At 60.2% G+C, this 17,537-nt stretch carries 12 protein-coding genes; 2 read left to right on the forward strand and 10 right to left on the reverse strand.

Going from position 1 to position 17,537, the window contains the following annotated elements; translation table 11 throughout:
• Nucleotides 1-3 precede the first annotated feature (3 nt).
• Both SH664x_RS19385 and SH664x_RS19390 read right to left on the reverse strand, forming a co-directional pair.
• On the reverse strand, nt 4-1,050 hold the full coding sequence (locus tag SH664x_RS19385; RefSeq protein WP_437203677.1) for an Ldh family oxidoreductase: 1,047 nt from the start codon (nt 1,048-1,050) through the stop codon (nt 4-6).
• A gap of 212 nt (nt 1,051-1,262) precedes the next feature.
• The gene (locus SH664x_RS19390; protein ID WP_437203679.1) at nt 1,263-1,841 is read right to left on the reverse strand and encodes a DUF1990 family protein; all 579 of its coding nucleotides are present in this window, start codon (nt 1,839-1,841) and stop codon (nt 1,263-1,265) included.
• Nucleotides 1,842-1,990: 149 nt separating this feature from the next.
• Here SH664x_RS19390 and SH664x_RS19395 point away from each other — a divergent pair, with 149 nt between their 5' ends.
• Complete coding sequence (locus SH664x_RS19395) at nt 1,991-2,962, forward strand: MDR/zinc-dependent alcohol dehydrogenase-like family protein (protein WP_437203680.1); 972 nt, start codon at nt 1,991-1,993, stop codon at nt 2,960-2,962.
• 79 nt (nt 2,963-3,041) lie between these two features.
• Here the strand turns inward: SH664x_RS19395 and SH664x_RS19400 are convergent, their stop codons facing one another.
• The 7 genes from SH664x_RS19400 to SH664x_RS19430 form a co-directional block, all read right to left on the reverse strand.
• A complete protein-coding gene (locus SH664x_RS19400; protein ID WP_437203681.1) occupies nt 3,042-4,415 on the reverse strand; it encodes a hypothetical protein in 1,374 nt (457 codons plus the stop codon).
• Nucleotides 4,406-5,281, reverse strand: a complete 876-nt coding sequence (locus SH664x_RS19405) for a YiiX/YebB-like N1pC/P60 family cysteine hydrolase (RefSeq protein ID WP_437203683.1) — start codon at nt 5,279-5,281, stop codon at nt 4,406-4,408. Before SH664x_RS19405 ends, SH664x_RS19400 begins: the two co-directional genes overlap by 10 nt.
• A gap of 412 nt (nt 5,282-5,693) precedes the next feature.
• The gene (locus SH664x_RS19410; RefSeq protein WP_437203685.1) at nt 5,694-6,494 is read right to left on the reverse strand and encodes a succinate dehydrogenase/fumarate reductase iron-sulfur subunit; all 801 of its coding nucleotides are present in this window, start codon (nt 6,492-6,494) and stop codon (nt 5,694-5,696) included.
• 60 nt (nt 6,495-6,554) lie between these two features.
• Complete coding sequence (locus tag SH664x_RS19415; protein WP_437203687.1) at nt 6,555-8,489, reverse strand: fumarate reductase/succinate dehydrogenase flavoprotein subunit; 1,935 nt, start codon at nt 8,487-8,489, stop codon at nt 6,555-6,557.
• A 130-nt stretch (nt 8,490-8,619) separates the two neighbouring features.
• Complete coding sequence (locus tag SH664x_RS19420; RefSeq protein ID WP_437203688.1) at nt 8,620-9,312, reverse strand: succinate dehydrogenase cytochrome b subunit; 693 nt, start codon at nt 9,310-9,312, stop codon at nt 8,620-8,622.
• Nucleotides 9,313-9,672: 360 nt separating this feature from the next.
• Entirely contained in the window at nt 9,673-10,704 is a 1,032-nt protein-coding gene (locus tag SH664x_RS19425) for a leucine-rich repeat domain-containing protein (RefSeq protein WP_437203690.1), read from the reverse strand.
• A 154-nt stretch (nt 10,705-10,858) separates the two neighbouring features.
• The gene (locus SH664x_RS19430) at nt 10,859-11,134 is read right to left on the reverse strand and encodes a hypothetical protein (RefSeq protein ID WP_437203692.1); all 276 of its coding nucleotides are present in this window, start codon (nt 11,132-11,134) and stop codon (nt 10,859-10,861) included.
• 599 nt (nt 11,135-11,733) lie between these two features.
• Between SH664x_RS19430 and SH664x_RS19435 the strand changes: the two genes are divergently transcribed.
• Entirely contained in the window at nt 11,734-14,862 is a 3,129-nt protein-coding gene (locus SH664x_RS19435; protein ID WP_437203694.1) for a secretin N-terminal domain-containing protein, read from the forward strand.
• 190 nt (nt 14,863-15,052) lie between these two features.
• On the opposite strand, the gene SH664x_RS19440 is transcribed toward SH664x_RS19435, so the two are convergent.
• Nucleotides 15,053-17,059, reverse strand: a complete 2,007-nt coding sequence (locus SH664x_RS19440) for an efflux RND transporter periplasmic adaptor subunit (protein WP_437203696.1) — start codon at nt 17,057-17,059, stop codon at nt 15,053-15,055.
• Between the last annotated feature and the right edge of the window lie 478 nt (nt 17,060-17,537).

Here is a 17,537-nt window from a genome sequence, read left to right on the forward strand (position 1 = left end):
CTGTCACACAGAGAGTTTGACGTTCAGCGAAGCCGCCAGTTCGTTGATCTGCCGCCAGGTTTCATCCGGGATGTCGACCCCCTGAGCCAGACGCTGCTGCTTGCGACGCTGTTCAATTTCTCCGGGCATCAGAATTTCGTCGACCCCGGGCAGCCGACGGCAACCCTTGATCGACTCCAGATAAGTGGCCATCCACCGGTCGTATTCGGAGCGGGGCAGGAACCGCTCGATCTCGAGCAGGTGCAGCCAGACGCCGTTGGCACCGCGGGGAAGATCTTCGCGGCAGACGCCACTGCCCGACAGAATGCCGCAGAGCACATCGACCATCACCGACAGGCCGAAGCCCTTGTGACCCATCAAGGCGCCCCCCAGCGGAAGGATCGCTCCGTAGGGCTTGTTGTAGTAAGCATTCGGATCACACGACGGCTGACCGTGGCCGTCGATAATCAGGCCTTCGGGAATCATTTCCCCTTTCTGCTTGGAAACCCGCAGCTTCCCCTCCGCGGTAGCACTCGTTGTCATGTCGAGCACCAGTGCATCGCGACCGGCCGGAGCGGCGATGCTGATCGGATTCGTTCCGAGGCGGCGATCGATCCCCCCGAAGGGAGCCACCCCCCCCGGCCCCGGGGCATTCACCGCCATCAGGGCGACCATGCCGTTGTTGGCCGCCTCGTGGGTGTAGGCTCCCAGCCGACCGATGTGATTCACGTTCCGCATCAGCACGGTGGCCAGACCCGTTTCCTTCGCCTTCTGGAGCGCGAGGTCCAGTCCAAAGCGAGTGGTCACCTGACCGAAATTGAAGTGTCCGTCGAGAACCGCGTACGACGGCCCGTCCTTCAGCACTTCCGCCTGTGCTCCGAGCTTCACGTGGCCGTCACGCACGAAATCGACGTACTGATTCAACCGCATCACGCCGTGGCTATCGTGACCGACGATGTTTGCATCCGCCAGCTCGGAGGCGACGGTCGCGGCATCTTCCACCGAGGCGCCTGCCCCCACGAGAATGTCCTGAGCCAACCGGAACAGCTGATCGTGTTGAAACGTGGGCATTTGAAATCCAGCAAGAGAGAGACGAATTCAGAAAGGACTCGAAGACAAAACAGAACCAGGATCAGGGGCACTCAGGACAGTGGTCAGGATCAAGCACCGGACCTGCTCAGCTCCCGCCGGGAGCACCCCTTTCTGTCGATCTGTCATTTCAGAAACCGCAGTATAGGAGCGGTTCGATCAGAAAAAAATCGACTCCGACGCCTGTTGATCCGTCAGCCGGAGTGTCGCTGCAGGAATTCATGACGAATCCGTTGCAGGGCGGCCCGCGTGCAATACGCCTGAAACGGAAGGGCAATGCCGGTCCAGCGCGCCAACGCATTGGCCGCCTGCGAAAATGTGTGAATGCGGGCCGTCACGCAGCCATCGCTGAGCAGCAGCAGAAACTCCGCCTCCCCCTGTTCGGCATGTCCCTGCAGCGTACCATAGCGGAAGCTGACCCGCTCTGATGAGCGCTGAACATCGAGGACACGCACCGCGAAGACCAACTTCAGCGACAACGGACCGGGGGGCAGAAACGCCTGCTGAACAATGATGTCACCCGGCCGCATGAGTCGACCGGACCGGGACCAGTCCCCGGCAAACGTCAGGATGCGTGCCGGAAAGACTTCGTACCTCAGCAGAAAGTCAGTTGCCCCTGTGTCCAGACTGTGGACCGGACAAGGCGTGTCGATCAACAGCTCCGTTGTCTTCTCCGGAAGTTGACTGGCATCTCGGTAGGAGAGGGACAGGTCGCGTGCCTGGTCGAGGCAAGCAGCCAGCGCAGCACTGTGATCGCGAATCGAAAGTTGCATGGTGGCCGAGGACGAATCAAGGTATGGTGCCCGAAGTCTCGTCTCATTAGAGCAGGTGCAGGGGTGGATTGTCTGTTCCGGACCACCGCCTCACGTGGCCTCCTGTATTTGAGCACTGGTGCTTTTTCCTCCAGCAGCCCGATGGTTCCATGCGTGCAGTCACTTTCTCTGATCGCCTCCCTCTCTTCACCGACTCGCATACGCCGACACCGCATCCCACACACATTCCGATCCGCGTGCTGCAAGCCGGCATCTGCGAAACAGATCTGCAGCTGATTCAGGGATACATGAACTTTCGCGGAGTGCTCGGGCACGAATTCGTCGGCATCGCGGAAACCGGTCGATTCGCCGGCCAGCGTGTGGTGGGGGAGATCAATTGTGCCTGCCGTCAATGCGATGCCTGCGAGCGCTCGCTGGAAAGCCATTGTCCGCATCGGACCGTGCTGGGGATTCTGAATCACGATGGAGCGTTCGCCGACCGGGTCTGGCTGCCCGAGGCGAACCTGCATCTCATGCCTGACCATGTCAGTAATGACGCCGCTGTCTTTGTGGAACCGTTGGCGGCCGCCTTTCAGATTCCGGCGCAGGTCGACCTGGCTCCGTACCGCAATGTGGTCATTCTCGGAGATGGTCGGCTCGGGAATCTTTGCGCGCAGGTGTTGGCTCTGCTCGGTTGCGATCCGCTGGTGGTCGGCAAGCACCCCGAAAAGCTGGAGCGACTATCCCGCAAAGGAATTCGCACAACGTTGCTGGAACACTTGCCTGCTGCCCGCACGGCCGATCTCGTGGTCGACTGCACCGGATCAGCCAGCGGCTTCCCCACCGCCTGTCGACTGGTGCGTCCCCGCGGAGCCATTGTGCTGAAAACCACGGTGGCGGGTGAAAACGGACCGAACCTCGCTCCGGTGGTCATTGATGAAGTGCGGGTGTTCGGTTCCCGCTGCGGTCCGTTTGCCCCGGCCATCCGCGCGCTGGCCGAGGGGAGCATCGAGGTCGAGTCGCTGATCACCGCCCGTTATCCGCTCGAAGCTGCCCGTGAGGCATTTGAAACCGCCCAGCAGAAAAATCATCTCAAGGTGCTCTTCGAGATTGCGGGGCCGACTGCCTCTTCGAACATCTGACTTCATCACCTCGCAAGGGTAAGTGGCGGCACGCATTGCGGGACTCGAGCGAACGGAGCCATGCGGACGCTCCCCTGTTCTACGGCACCAGGACCGGCACGCGTGAGATCCGAAAGGGGACCACTTCGTTCACAATCAGCGTCGGAACATCGTAGATCAGCGACGCGGGAGCAATTCCATTCGCTTCCGGAATCACGCAGCGCAGCGTCTGCACATTTCCGAGCACTTCAATCACTTCCCGCTCGGTCACCGGCAGCGATTGCCCCTGCTCTCCTTCCCCGCGGAGATTCCGGTAGAGCATCGCCAGGCGATGCGATTCCCAGAACAGCTCGGGAGGATACGTCACCCGCAATGTCACCGTAGTTTCGGCGGCAGTGCGAACCGCCTGCACCAGCTGCACCTGAATGCGTCCACCCGTTGCGGTCATGCCCGGCTGATCAAGCGACAATCTGACCGGGACCCGTTGTGCTGCACAGCAGACTTCCAGTGTTCCCTCAAGCGTTGCCTGTGATCCGGTGATCGCATCGTCCCAATGAAAATCGAGTGTTCCGCGCGCTGACTGACGGTTGAACGAAAGATCGATGGTGGCCGACGGACTGAAAGGCCTCAGCAACACCTCATCGATCCGGCACTGAATCTGATTCGCCCGCAATGTGGCGAAGAATGGCTGCACGCGCGGCTCCACATCCACCTGCAACTGCATGCGCAGCGGCAACGGTGCTCCCCCGGGCGGTTGCTCCCGCACAATATGCAGGGCGTCGATCCGGAAGCAGTCCACAACGTCCAGAATCTCAGCGGGCCGACGGTTCGACGACGCCACCACCAACTGCCCCTCCCGATTCCAGTGCCATCCGACCTGCCCCTGTGCGCAGATCCTGCGGAGCATTGTCCAGAAGGGAGCCGCCACATCATCCAGCACCACGGGTCGCTGCTGCTCATCGGGCTGCAGTTCCTGGCGAATCGCATTGCCGCTGGCAGCGGACAACTTGATGAGCGCCTCCTCCAGTGACACCTGCGACGGCCTCTCCGCCAGCGCCGGCAAAGGCTTCTTCAGCATCTGACCGGCGATCCGGGCTTCAATGTCCCGATACGCTGAGGTAGCCACATCCGGATTCGCCCCGGCTGGGAGTTGCGACCTCCAGAGGAGAGGCAGCACAGCCGCTCCTTGCGCGACCAGCTGATCGCGGGCTTGTTGCCGAACCGCTTCATCAACATGCTGCAGGTCGCTGATCCAGGTGGAAAGCATTTGCGGCGTTGCGGGAACAGCCTCCTGCCCCAGAGCGGCGCTGTTCATCATGAACGCGAGCAGGCCCCACAGCCACACAAGGCGACGATCGACTTTTTCACGATCCGAGGAGTGCACATCAACCCGGCTGCGACACGCGGCGTTGTCATGCTCCCTCCGGTCACGGGCCGCGCGGGGACGGCGATGAGCAACTTGCTCTAGCGGCACAAAACCCATCCTGAAAGCTTGGTGGTGCAGGAGGCCAGTGCACTGCGGGTCCCCTGCCAGAGGCGGGCACACATCCCGGTGGTCTCCGGCACAGGGGTCAGCACGACCGGTACCGGAACGATCTCCCCGACCTGATAGACCTGGTACATCACGATCCCCGCAACCAGACTCGCCGGTGACACCCGGACCGGATTTTTCGCCTGCAGCCAGTCGATCGAGATCAGGGCATCGGTCACATACTCCGCACAATGCAGACCCGAATTGCGTCGACCCGTGAGGTGATGTTTGACAGAATAGGGCCGGCCGAGTTCACCCCGGAGCGTGAGTTCGAAAGTCGCTGCTTCCTCCGCTGTGAAGGGACGGACCGGATGCAACAGCGACACCTGTTCCACCTGCAGGGCGAGCAGAAATTCCCGCAGCGGCAGCTTCCGCACCCCGATGCCGCTGGTGCTGTCATAGACGAACGGTTCATCCCCTTCGAAGACGACCGCTCCCACGTGCGTATAGGAACTCCACGTAAAGATCCGGACAGCCAGGCAATCCCCTTCTGTGAAAATCAGAGAGCCGGTCTGGCACTGGGCGCGGATGCAATCCACTGCTTCATCGAAACTCGCCGGGACCACCTTCGCATCGGGAACCGGGACCGGGGAGTTCAGACTCGCGAACTGCCGGGAAGGAGCGATTTCCCGATCTGCTGCGCCCGACAGTTTTACAATCGCCGGGAGCAATCGACGGGAGTCGAACACGAACGGAGCAGCCGACTCCGTCTCCCGAAGAGAGGTCGGCATCGTCGCGGACGAGCCGGATTCCGATCCCCAGACCGGAGTTGCGGCCCACAGCATCAGAAACAGCAGAGATCGTGTCATGGCTGCCTCCCCGCTCAATCTTTCCAGAATCGTAGGCAGACATCGTACCTCTGCCCATCCCGATCCGGGAAGGATTCCGAAGAAGACCGGGACACCGAAGAGCGGTGTCCTTCCCGGAAACGGAGAACACCCGCGTCCGGAGTAGGGCGGAAAGTCGCCACGTCAATCCGCTGTCTGCCGCAAGAAAACTGCGGAATCACGCTCACGGGCCACTTCCGCGAGAGTCGGTGAGGGCCTGTCGGAAACAGTGCCATCACCGCGACTGAGGGGTGCCCCTCATGCGGACCACCGTACTCATTCGGCCCAGACATCACTGGCGGCGATCTGACACTTGATTCCCCCCATCAGGTCCGGAACCAGCACTCATCCCTGCAAATGAGAGGTGCGTGAGGACCGTGACAAGCAGCCGGCGCTAGCCGACACCGCCGGTTTCCGCTTTCTCTTCGCGAGAGAAGAGCGTCGCCTTGAAGTACTCGCGATTCAGACGGGCGATGTGTGTGACGGAAATGCCGGCCGGGCAAGCGGCTTCACACTCATAGGTGTTGGTGCAGGAACCGAACCCTTCCTGATCCATCTGCGCCACCATCCGCAGCACGCGGCGAGACCGTTCCGGTCCCCCTTGCGGAAGCTGGGACAGCTGCGACACCTTGGCCGAGGTAAACAGCATGGCCGAGGCATTCTTACAGGCGGCAACGCAGGCTCCGCAGCCAATACAGGCGGCGGCATCCATGGCCGATTCCTGGTCGTGCCGGGGAACGGGAATGCAGTTCCCGTCCTGGGCCTGTCCAGTGTTCACCGACACGAAGCCCCCGGCCTCGATGATCCGGTCAAAGGCACTGCGGTTGACCGCGAGGTCCTTGATGACCGGGAACGCGTCCGCGCGCCACGGTTCGATCACGATCGTATCGCCATCCTGGAACCGACGCATATGCAGCTGGCAGGTGGTCGTCTCACGATCAGGACCATGAGCCTGACCGTTAATCATGACACCACACATGCCGCAGATCCCTTCGCGGCAATCGTGGTCGAAGGCGACCGGATCTTCTCCGTGATGAATCAGCTGCTCGTTCAGAATGTCGAGCATCTCCAGAAACGACATGTCGGGAGAGATCGATTGCAGCTTGTATTCACGAAACTCGCCCCGGTCCTGGGGGCCATTCTGCCGCCAGACCTTGAGCTTGAGATTCAGTGCGTTCTTCGTGTGGCTGGTCATGTCCGTAAACTCTTCCGTCGAAGCCTGGCTGCCGGGGCAGCTGGGGTTTCGCCATGAAAACTATTTGTAACTTCGGGCGGTCATCTTCAACGTTTCGAAGTGCAGCTGTTCCTGATGGCGCACCGGTGCGCTGGCGTCGCCGGTGTACTGCCAGGCCGCCACATGGGCGAAGTTGTCATCGTCGCGACGGGCTTCGCCATCTTCGGACCGGAACTCTTCGCGGAAGTGACCACCGCACGATTCGCGGCGTTCCAGTGCGTCGAGCACCATCAATTCGCCAAACTCGAGGAAGTCGGCCACGCGGCCGGCGTATTCGAGCTGCTGATTGAACTGCGCGCCGTTGCCGGGCACATTGACCGTCCGCCAGAACTCGTCCCGCAGAGAGCGAATCTTCTGCAGGGCGTCCTGCAGGCCTTCGGCGTTGCGGGCCATGCCGCAGTTGTTCCAGAGAATCTCGCCCAGTGCCCGGTGAAAGCTGGTGACGGTCCGGTTCCCTTTGATCTTCAGCAGGCGGTCGATGCGGCCGACCGCTTCCTTCCGGACTTCTTCGAACTTTGGATGCGCGGTGGTGACCGGCTTGAGGTTCCCGGAAGCGAGGTGGTTGCCGACGGTATAGGGAATCACGAAGTAGCCATCCGCGAGTCCCTGCATCAGGGCACTGGCTCCGAGGCGGTTGGCGCCGTGGTCGGAGAAGTTGGCTTCCCCCAGCACGTACAGTCCCGGCACGGTGCTCTGCAGATGGTAATCGACCCACAGCCCCCCCATCGTGTAGTGGACGGCGGGGTAGATCCGCATCGGCACTTCATAGGGGTTTTCGTCGGTGATCTTCTGATACATGTGGAACAGGTTGCCGTACTTGCTGCGGATAACCGCTTCCCCCTGTTCCTTGATGGCCCGCTGGAAGTCGAGATAGACCGCCATGCCGGTCTCGCCGATTCCGTAACCGGCATCGCAGCGTTCTTTGGCGGCGCGGCTGGCCACGTCGCGGGGAACCATGTTCCCGTAGGCGGGATAACGCCGTTCGAGGTAGTAATCCCGTTCTTCTTCGGGAATATCGCCCGGCTGGCGGGTGTCGTCCGGCTTCTTGGGAACCCACACCCGGCCGTCATTCCGCAGACTCTCGCTCATCAGTGTCAGCTTGGACTGATAGTCCCCCTTCACCGGAATGCAGGTCGGGTGGATCTGCGTAAAGCAGGGATTGGCGAAGTAGGCACCCCGCTTGTAGCAGCGCCAGGCTGCGGTGACGTTGCAGCCTTTGGCATTCGTGGAGAGATAGAACGCGTTGCCGTATCCGCCGGTGCAGAGCAGCACCGCATGAGCGGCGTGGGTTTCGAACTCACCGGTGGTCAGGTTTCGGCAGACAATTCCCCGGGCCATGCCGTCGACCACGACGAGGTCGAGCATTTCGCGGCGGGCGAACAGCTTGGCTTTCCCCGTGCCGACCTGCCGCATCAACGCACTGTAGGCTCCCAGCAACAGCTGTTGTCCGGTCTGTCCCCGGCAGTAAAACGTTCGCGAGACCTGGGCCCCCCCGAAGGTCCGGTTGGCCAGCAGCCCCCCGTATTCGCGGGCAAAGGGAACCCCCTGAGCGACGCACTGGTCGATGATGTTCGGACTGATCTGGGCGAGGCGGTAGACATTCGCTTCGCGGGCGCGGAAGTCGCCCCCTTTGATCGTGTCGTAGAAGAGGCGGTAGACCGAGTCGCCATCGTTCGGATAGTTCTTGGCGGCGTTGATCCCCCCCTGAGCGGCGATACTGTGTGCCCGGCGCGGGGAATCCTGAAAACAGAACACCTTGACGTTATAGCCCAGTTCCGCCAGCGAAGCCGCGGCCGAGGCGCCGGCCAGACCGGTCCCCACCACGATGATGTCGTACTTCCGCTTGTTATTGGGGGCGACCAGCTTGAGGTCGTTCTTGCAGCGATCCCATTTCTCGGAGAGCGGCCCCTCGGGAACGCGGGGGTCAAGGATCGAGTTGGACGAAGTTTGTGTCATTGGTCAGTTCTCGGTTGTCATTGAAGTCAGACCAGCCTGCGTGCTTCCCGGTGGTTCAATGACAAACAACCACGGAGAAATGACAAATCCACTCTGGACCGACGTCTTGAAAAATCGTGCCCGGCTTTCCTCAGCCGGCGATCGCTCCCCAGTCCCGAATCCAGGCCACCACGGGGAAGCTGCCGAAGCCGACAGCCACCACAAAGCCAAAGATCCAGGAGGCGTAGCGGATTCCCATGGTGTATTTCGAATGGTTCCAGCCCAGCGACTGGAAGGCACTCTGCAAGCCGTGCGAGACGTGATACCCCAGCACGACCGATCCAATCAGGTAAATCAGTCCGCGTGAGGCGGTGGAGACAATCACCCGGGCCTTGGCAAACGGCTCGCTCTCTTCAAGTGCGGCGCGCCATCCGATTTCAAACTTGAAATCGCTGACATGCACGATGATGAACACCAGGACGATCATCCCGGTCAGCAGCATCGTCTGGTCTGGGGTCCAGCCACTGAGCACGATGCGGTCCCCCCGCTTCGATTCAGCGAGCGAGTAACCCTGCTTGCGGGCCGCCTGATTGGAGACCTGCAACCCGATGGCCAGCCCAATGTGCAGAGCCAGCGAAACGTAAAGCAGAATCTCCGCCGGAATCAGCAGTTCCGGGCTGGCATGCAGCTTCTTGGCGTACTCGTTGTAGACACCTTCACCGACATAGAGCAGCAGATTGCCGCCCAGATGCACGACGAGGAAGAAGCACAGGAACAGCCCCGTGAATGCCATGACATACTTCCGACCGACGGAAGATGTGAAAAAGGCCTTGAGCCAGTTCAACTTTCGGCTCCTTCGTATTCGGCTATCCCGTTTCCGCTTGGCTGCGACGGTGGAGCATTCATCAGAAAATTCGAATTGTTTTCGGCTGAAATCGGTGCCGCGCAGGCCATCAATCTGCGTTGATATATTCTGGCCAACACGAGCAGCCGCTGGAAAGCGGCTTTCGGATTATAGGCGCGGAGGGCTTGCCTGCAATGCGCCCGGCAAGTTCCCGTTCTGTTCTCGATTTCGAGCATCACCACGCGAAATCCATTGATTTTTACCTCGTCCCCCCGGTCCGGACCGATCGTCCTCCCGCAGGCAAAGCCTGTCGCGGAGAGGGCGGTTTGCTGCGGATTTGGAGGAAATCGACCGATCGCCTCAGGAGCCGGAAGCAGGAGTGGACTTCCGGAATTCGCCGGCATCGTACCGGGTCCAGAATTCCTGGGCGGACAGCGCCGGCTTTTCCCCTTCAAAGGAGATATCGATTTCCCGCAGGGAAGGCATTGAGCGAATCGCGTCAATTCCGTGTGTGATTCTGTCAGGTGAGAAGATCAGCCGCGATAACCGCAGTTCAGCCAGCGGTGTGAGGTCAGTCACCGCGCTGCCGGCCAGATTCAGCCGCTCCAGCGATTTCAACGAGCGGAGCGGCGACAGGTCCGTGACGGGAGTCCCCTGAATATCGAGGCTGACCAGTGACGTCCCCGCAAGGGGAGCGAGATCAGTGACCGCCGTCTCCCGCAGCCACAGCGTGCCGATCTGCGCGGTCTGGAGATCATCGAGCTGCTTGATCTTCGCCTGACACAGATTCAGTTCCTCCAGCCGTTTCCCGGCGAGCGGGGAAAGGTCGGTCACCGGACATTGATTCAGCCACAGTTTCCGGACAGGCACCTTCTTCAGCGGGGAGAGATCTTCAACAACACCCCCTTCGAGGTAAAGTTCACTGAGCTTCGCGGCGCTGGCGAGTGGTGTCAGATCCCGCACCTGAGTCCGCGAGGCATCGACGAATTCAAGCGTCGTAAAGTTCAGCGGGCTGATCTCGGCTATCGGACAGCCGGCGAAGGCGATCTTCTGCAGCGACATCCCCTGCAGCGGAGCGAGATCGGTGACTTTGGTCTCCGAGAGATCAATGACTTTCAACGGCTGTCCGCGCAGCGGTTCGAGCGAAGTGACCCCACTCTGCACCAGACCGGCGGTGACAAATCCGCCCCCGCTGCGCTCAAAATGGGCGTTGTCATTGGCCTGCAGCCGCTTGCGCATTTCGTCAGCGGAGACAAATGGCAGGGACGAGGAGGAACTCGCGACCACAGGCAGCTGGACATCCTCATCCGGGCTCGCGGCCGATTCGGTGGGAGGACGGGAGCAACCGGCGCAGGCGGTTGCGATCGCAAATAGCAGGAGGGTGGAACGCACTCTCGGCTCCTGAAGGGAATGTCACGAAAATGGAAATTGTTGAAGCATGGCAGAGTGGACCGCCATCGGGCGGGGTATTTGGGAAGCGTTTGGCGGGTCCGGGGACCCACAGGCTCGCCCGCGATCACCATCGCTGTTCCGGAGCGATCCGGAATCAGGAGCGTTTGAGCGAACCGGACTGCAGATCCTTGACAACTTCCGCCAGAATCGCCGCATCCTTCTTCTCCATCACGTTTTGAATACGTCCCGGAGGAACCTTCAGCCGCTCCATGGCCTCCAGTGCAGCGCCCCACAGCTTCTCTTTCTGCTTTTCCCCTTTCGCCAGATACAGGCTGGTCACCAGTTCTCCCAGCCGCTGTTCATCGATCTGGTCCCGGTTGTCGTAGAACCGCGAGATGATCTTCTTCTGATACGGCGTATAGTCTTTCATGGAAGGTATTTCAGTCTAGAGAACATTCGCTTTTGTGGTACCCGTTCTCGCCGCGCGAAATTGAGCATTTCATCACGCGAAACACTTGCTGTGCGGACACAGAAAAGAGCAACCTGCTCTCATCGAGGCGGTCACTGGGCCGGAAGCAGCCCGGGGTTCGGGAAATCGTATCCGGGCAGCGGTTCGAGCGTAAAGGCCGCAACATCCGTCACAAACCCTACGACCACTGCAGGCAAAGAGACCAAATCCCTGCAAATTTCGCTCGGGATCTGGAAAATTTCCCCCGAACTGTCCCCCTCCGGCGTATCTACGACCGGTTGATTGCGGTCTTGTCCGTGGGGTGGAAACAGAACACCGGAGAGCGAACGGGATTCGTCGGCGGAAATCTTTCACGGGCGATAGAAAAAAGTTTCCGCCGGTCATCCCCGCCAAGTATGATCGCTGGAGTCTTTCGGGCGTACTGATTTTGGACAGGGGCGACTTTCGACGGGTCGTGGTGCGTGTCTCCTGCATCGCAACATGGTCGACGCGATGCGGTCACAGCAAACCGCTTCCGTTGATCGCTTCGGGGCTTTCATTCTGCTGATCGGGAACTTTCAGTGTCATATCCAATGCGCCTGACTGCCTGTTGTTTTGCGATCGGCCTGCTGTTCCCTTCCCTGGGGGAAGCTGCCCCGTCGACGCGACTCCTCCCCCGGCTGGAACTCCCGTCGGCAGAAGGCTTTTCAACGGCAGGAACGATAGAGAAGGCTGTTTTTCTCGCGCAAGCCGCACCCGCGCAGCCCCCTCAGCCCTCTTCTGGTCCGATTGTCATCGGCCCGGATGGAAAGCCGGTCATCCCCGGACAGAACAAGCCCCCCAAATCCGGCGAAAGCAAGCCGGGTGAAACCAAGCCAGGTGAAGAAGGCAAGAAGCCGGACGATGCCAACAAAGAAGGGGCCCAGGTCGTCAAACGGCCGACCAAGCCAACAGACAAGGTCGACCCCCAAGAACTGGAAGTCCGCCCCGATGCCGATGGCCGCATCGCCTTCAACTTCAATGGTCAACCTTGGCCACGCGTACTGGAATGGCTGGCGGATGTCTCGAAACTGAGCCTCGACTGGCAGGAGCTGCCCGATGGCTTTTTGAACCTCCGCACCCAGCGGACCTATTCGCTCAACGAGGCGCAGGATCTGATCAACCGGCACCTGCTGGCCCGAGGATTCACCATGTTGCGGTCGGGCGAGATGCTGACCGTGGTCAACATCTCCAAGATGAACCCGGCACTCGTTCCCCGCATCTCCCCGGAGGAACTGGAGCAGCAGCCCGACTACGACTTCGTCAAAGTCTCGTTCCCCCTGAAGTGGATTCTCGCAGAGAAAGGAGTTGAAGAGTTCAAGCCGATGCTCAGCCCCAACGGGAACCTCACGGCTCTGAAGGAAGTGAACCGCATCGAGGCGATGGATGCTGTTGTCAATCTGCGCGATATCTACCGCACGCTGCAGATGGAGCAGTCGGCAGACGCCACGAAAAGCACGGTCGTCCGCGAGTTCAAACTCAAACATCGCCGCGCATCGGAAGTGATTCTCCTGCTGGAAACCATGCTGGGGCTCGATAACAAGAAACGCCCCTCAGGCGGAGGAGGCGGTAATCGAGGGGGCGATCAAAACGCCATGATGATGCAGCAGATGCAACAGCAAATGCAGCAGATGCAGCAACAGCAGCAGAATCAGAATCGTGGCAATCAGCCGGCGGGAAGTTCCAGTCCCGCACAGGAACCGCGACTGGTCGTGAATGAACGCGAAAACAGCATTCTCGCCAATGCCCCTCCTGACAAGATGGAAATCATCTCGCAAATGGTGGAGGCCATTGACGTTCCCAGTGAGAATGCAACCCAGCTGCTGGGGAACGTCACGGGTGTGAAGTCCTACCGGCTCTCCACCATCGCGCCGCAGCCATTACTGGAGATTCTCAAGGAACTGGGCGATCTCTCCCCGCAGTCGCGGCTGCAGGTCGACGAGAAGAACAGCACACTGATTCTCTTCGGAACACTTTCCGATCACTACACCGTGCAGACGCTGATTCAGCGGCTGGATGGAAGCACCCGCAAGTTCGACGTCATTCCGCTGCGCCGCACGACCGCCGATCAGGTGGCCGGAACGATCCAGTACATGCTCAGCGGCAAGGATGACGAGAAGAACAAAAACAACAACCGCTACGGCTACTTCAGCTTCTACGGCCAGCAGCAGACGTCCAATGACAATGAGGAAAAGCGTCCGTTCAAGGTCGACGCCGATGTCGAACACAACCGACTGCTGGTCTGGGCCAACGAAGCGGAGATGAAAGAGGTCTACAACCTGCTCGCCAAGATGGGTGAAGTCGTTCCCGGTTACTCGAACCCGGAGACGGTCCGGACCCTCGAATTGCCGAGTGGCCCCGAAGGAGACAAGCTGCTGGAACGGGTGCAGCAGATGTGGCCCGACAATCGCCTGCAGGTTCTCCCCGGCCCGGAAGTCAAAGCCACCTCACCGTCGGTGCCGGAGCCGTTGCAGCCAGCACCCGCTCCCCGCGAAGAACGTCCCGCAGCCAGCACTTCCGGAAACCCGGGCGCCGCCCCACAGCTTCCTCTGCAGCTCGCCCTTTTCGGCGACGACCTTCCCGGGTCAGCAGATCATCCACTCGCCTTGCCCCGCGATCCCCTGCAGATGCCCCAGGCAGCTGCCGGAGAACCGTTGCCGTCCCGGCAGTCCGGACAGCAGCCCGAGTCTCCGATTCTGCTGCGACGCGGTCCCAATGGACAGGTGATGATCCGCTCCGAGGATGTGGAAGCGCTGGATCAGCTCGAAGACCTGATCAATCAACTCGCCCCCCCTCGTCGTGACTACAAAGTCTTTCAGTTGAAGTACCCCAACACCTACGCGCTCGATATCGAATGGATTCTCAAGGATTATTTCGCGGAGGATGACAAGAAGAAAACCGGTAACTCCTATATGGACTACTGGTACGGTTACTCCAGCAACAACAGTAACGACAAGGGGTCGCTGCGGATGTCGCAGCGCAAGCCGCTCAAGATCATCTCGGACGAACCGTCGAAAACGGTTCTCGTGCAGGGGGCGACCCCCCAACAACTGGCGATTATCGAAGACCTCATCAGTGTCTACGACCGTCCAACGTCGACCGACCCGCAAACCGTCCGGGTCACCGAGTATTTCACCATCAAATACTCGGATGCCAAAACCGTCGGCACGACCATCAAGCAGGTCTATCGCGACCTGCTCAGTGCGAGTGATCCCGCCCTGCAGCCCAAACAGCAGGGGCAGAACAATGAGCAGCGGAGCATCACCTACAACTGGGGAAACACCTCATCTCCCAAAGACCGCACCTCCAGCATGGAAGAACCACGGCGGTTTAAAGGATTGCTCTCCGTCGGGGTGGATGAAGTTTCGAACACGATCGTCATCTCGGCGATCGGGCTGTTGATGCCGGAAATCCGTGAGCTGATCACCCGACTCGACGAGGCGGCCAACCCCCATACAACCATTCAGGTGATGTCGGTGCAGCATGCCGACGTCAAGCTGATGAAAGAACAGTTCGATAAGGTCTTCGGGTTTCAGGCGAACGTCCGCTCGTCACGGACCGGAGATCGCCGTCGCTCTCAGAACGAAGACCTGCAGAACCAGAACGGCAATCAAAACAACAACCAGAACAACAACAATAATAATAACCGCGACAGCTTCGACGACTTCTAGCGCAGGGGGCTCGTTTCCATCCCCGCGCAGCAAGCGTTTCACATCATGAAATGCTGACTTCCGCGTGACGAGGAGGGGCAATCAATCGCCGGAATGCTCTCACGCGGGAACTCTGTCAGGTCGCGCCCGCTGCAATGTTGGCCTGTCGACTGTCGGCCTCCTGCAATGCCGGCGGGCAGGCGGCACAGCCTCAGAACCAGAGCCGCTGCTGCAGAAATTCCACCACGTCCCCGAAGAGGACATAGAACAGACTCTTCTTGCCGCACTCAATCTTGGCGATGACTTCCGCTCCGATGTTTCTGTTGGGCAGATCCGCGGGATCGATGTCCGCGTAGCACTCGAAAATCGTCCCCTCTTTCTCGGATTGGTTCGACCGCGTGGCAATGTTCGTGAGCTCGCCGCGATGGCTCGTCTCAACCGATGTGGCCAGCACGTACTCCACCGGCAACTTGCCATCGGCTGACTTCCGCATCGCAGTCATCACATGCCCCATGCGGTACTCGGGAACTTCGAGCTCCAGCCGCCAGGGTCCCTCGGGCTGCATGACTTCCAGCAGCACTTCGCCTCGACGGACAGGCCGATTCTGTAAGAGTTGCTTCAGCTGGAAGGTCGCCACCACACCGTCCGCCGGAGCCCGGACGATCAGCTTTTCCAGACGGCTCTGCAGCTTGCGGAGTTTGGCCTCCGCACTTTCGAGCTCGACCTTGGACTTCGCCAGCTCACCCCGAATCCGGGCCAGGTCTTCAGGCTTGGTCCCTCGCTGAACGGCGTGCTCCTGATTCATTAACGACGAAATGAGCTTTCGCTTTTCCAGAATTTCGCTTTCGGTGGCGACCCGTTCCGCATCGAGCTCGTCACTTTCGAGCGTGATCAGCGGCTCTCCCGCTTTGACCTGCTGACCGCTGTCAACCAGGATTTCTCGAACATCCCCATCCCAGGGGGCAAAGACTTCGTGCTGACGAACAGGCATCGCCTGCCCCTTCCCTTCGACCCGATATTCCCAGGGGACAAAGGCCAGCGCCAGACCCAGCGCGGTTGTCCCGGCAAGGATCGCTCCCGCAATCCAGAGGCGGCGGCCTTTGAACCAGCGGACTCCCCGGCCGAGTGCCCGCCACACCGGGAGCAGAAAGATCGATTCATATCGTTCGCAGTTGTCGATGGCAGTTTCGATATGCTCGGTGAGCAGCTGAGTCCGCTCCAGCACGGTCTGCTTGGGGCGGGCCTCGGTCGCCTGTTCCACGATCAGACAGCCGATAATCTTGCGCTCGGGGCGAGACCGCCGGTTCTCCTCCTGCTGTTCATCGGGCATGAACGGCGCGGGTTGTCGTAGCGGGACCAGCTGCACCATGCGGGTGCGGCTCTCGGCCAGATAATTGGCGAGCGGTTCCTCCAGCGGCAACGGCAGATCTTCGATGGTACCGCGATAAGTGACCGTATTCCCGAGCCTGATGGCAGCATCGGCCAGGCGCGACATCAGCTGCACCAGATTGGCCCGCTGCTGGACGCCATCCTGCCCGCTGACGCCGTAAATCTTGGTCCGCCGTCCATGTTTGAGGGCGATGCTGAGCCGATCGCAGCCGATCAGCAGCCGGCCATCGTTCACGGCGACGGCGATCGTCCGCTTCAGATCGAGTGTCTGCTGGAGCTTCAGCAGAAACGCGTCAAACTTTTTCCAGAACTCTGAGGCGGGAGCGGCGACCTGCTGGTTTGCCTGCTCCTGCAGAAAGCGATTGAAATACGCCACCAGCGTATCGGCCGTCTCTTTGAGCTGGGCAATGCGTTCCGGCGTCGGCACGTTGAACGTAAAAAGTTCGAACAGCCGGATCGGCGCCTGCTTGGTGGGAACAGGAGCAATGATGATGCTGTGCGGTTTGAGTCCCGCTTCCGGGACTGAGCGATCCGTAATGGCCACGGTCTTCTGCTGCCGCAGGGTTTGCATCAGGAGCGAAACGTGGTCGGGATCGATGTGATAGAACCCGTCCACAGCCAGCGTTTCGAGCTTGGCCCCCGCCAGCATCCGCATCTCCTGCGCGGACTGGAACTCGACGATCGCTGCTGCAGCCAGACGTTCCTGTTCGACGACCGCCAGAATCAGATCGCGGGCGAACGCTTCCAGAGTCAGGGATTCATCCAGCAACGCTTCACAGCGTTTCCGGAGCTGGTCGACGCGCGATGAAGGGAGTGAGTCGCCGGACATAACCCTGGTTCGTTATTCTATGATGTCGTGGAACGGGCTGACGTTGCCGACAAGCCGGGGCCTATTAGAGCAGGTTGCTCTTTCCGGTGCCCGTGCGGCGGGCGTTTCGATTGATAAACTGCACAACTTCGCGCGGCGCGAGCGGGCTGTTCATCAATCAAAATGCACCGGAGCAGGTTGCTCCAGTCAGCGCCCGCGGAGCCTCTGGTTTCATGGAAGTGCTGCCCCCCTCCGCGGGGGAGAACGGGTATATCAGAAATGAAAATGCCCGAGCAGCGAATTGGGCAACTTTTTTAGTAGCTGTGGAAACGAATCGGAGATTCGCACTTGCCAGCGGGAAGGCAATCGGGGATTTTCCCCCTGCAGTGAGCGATATCACGCGCCGGGACTTCCCTTCTCGCGGCGCGGAGAGGTGTTGTTGATCAACCGGAACGCGCGCTGCGCGGGAACTGCCAAGCGTCACCTGCTCGAACGAGAA

This window comes from Planctomicrobium aquicomposti, assembly GCF_051466325.1.
Lineage (GTDB): Bacteria > Planctomycetota > Planctomycetia > Planctomycetales > Planctomycetaceae > Planctomicrobium.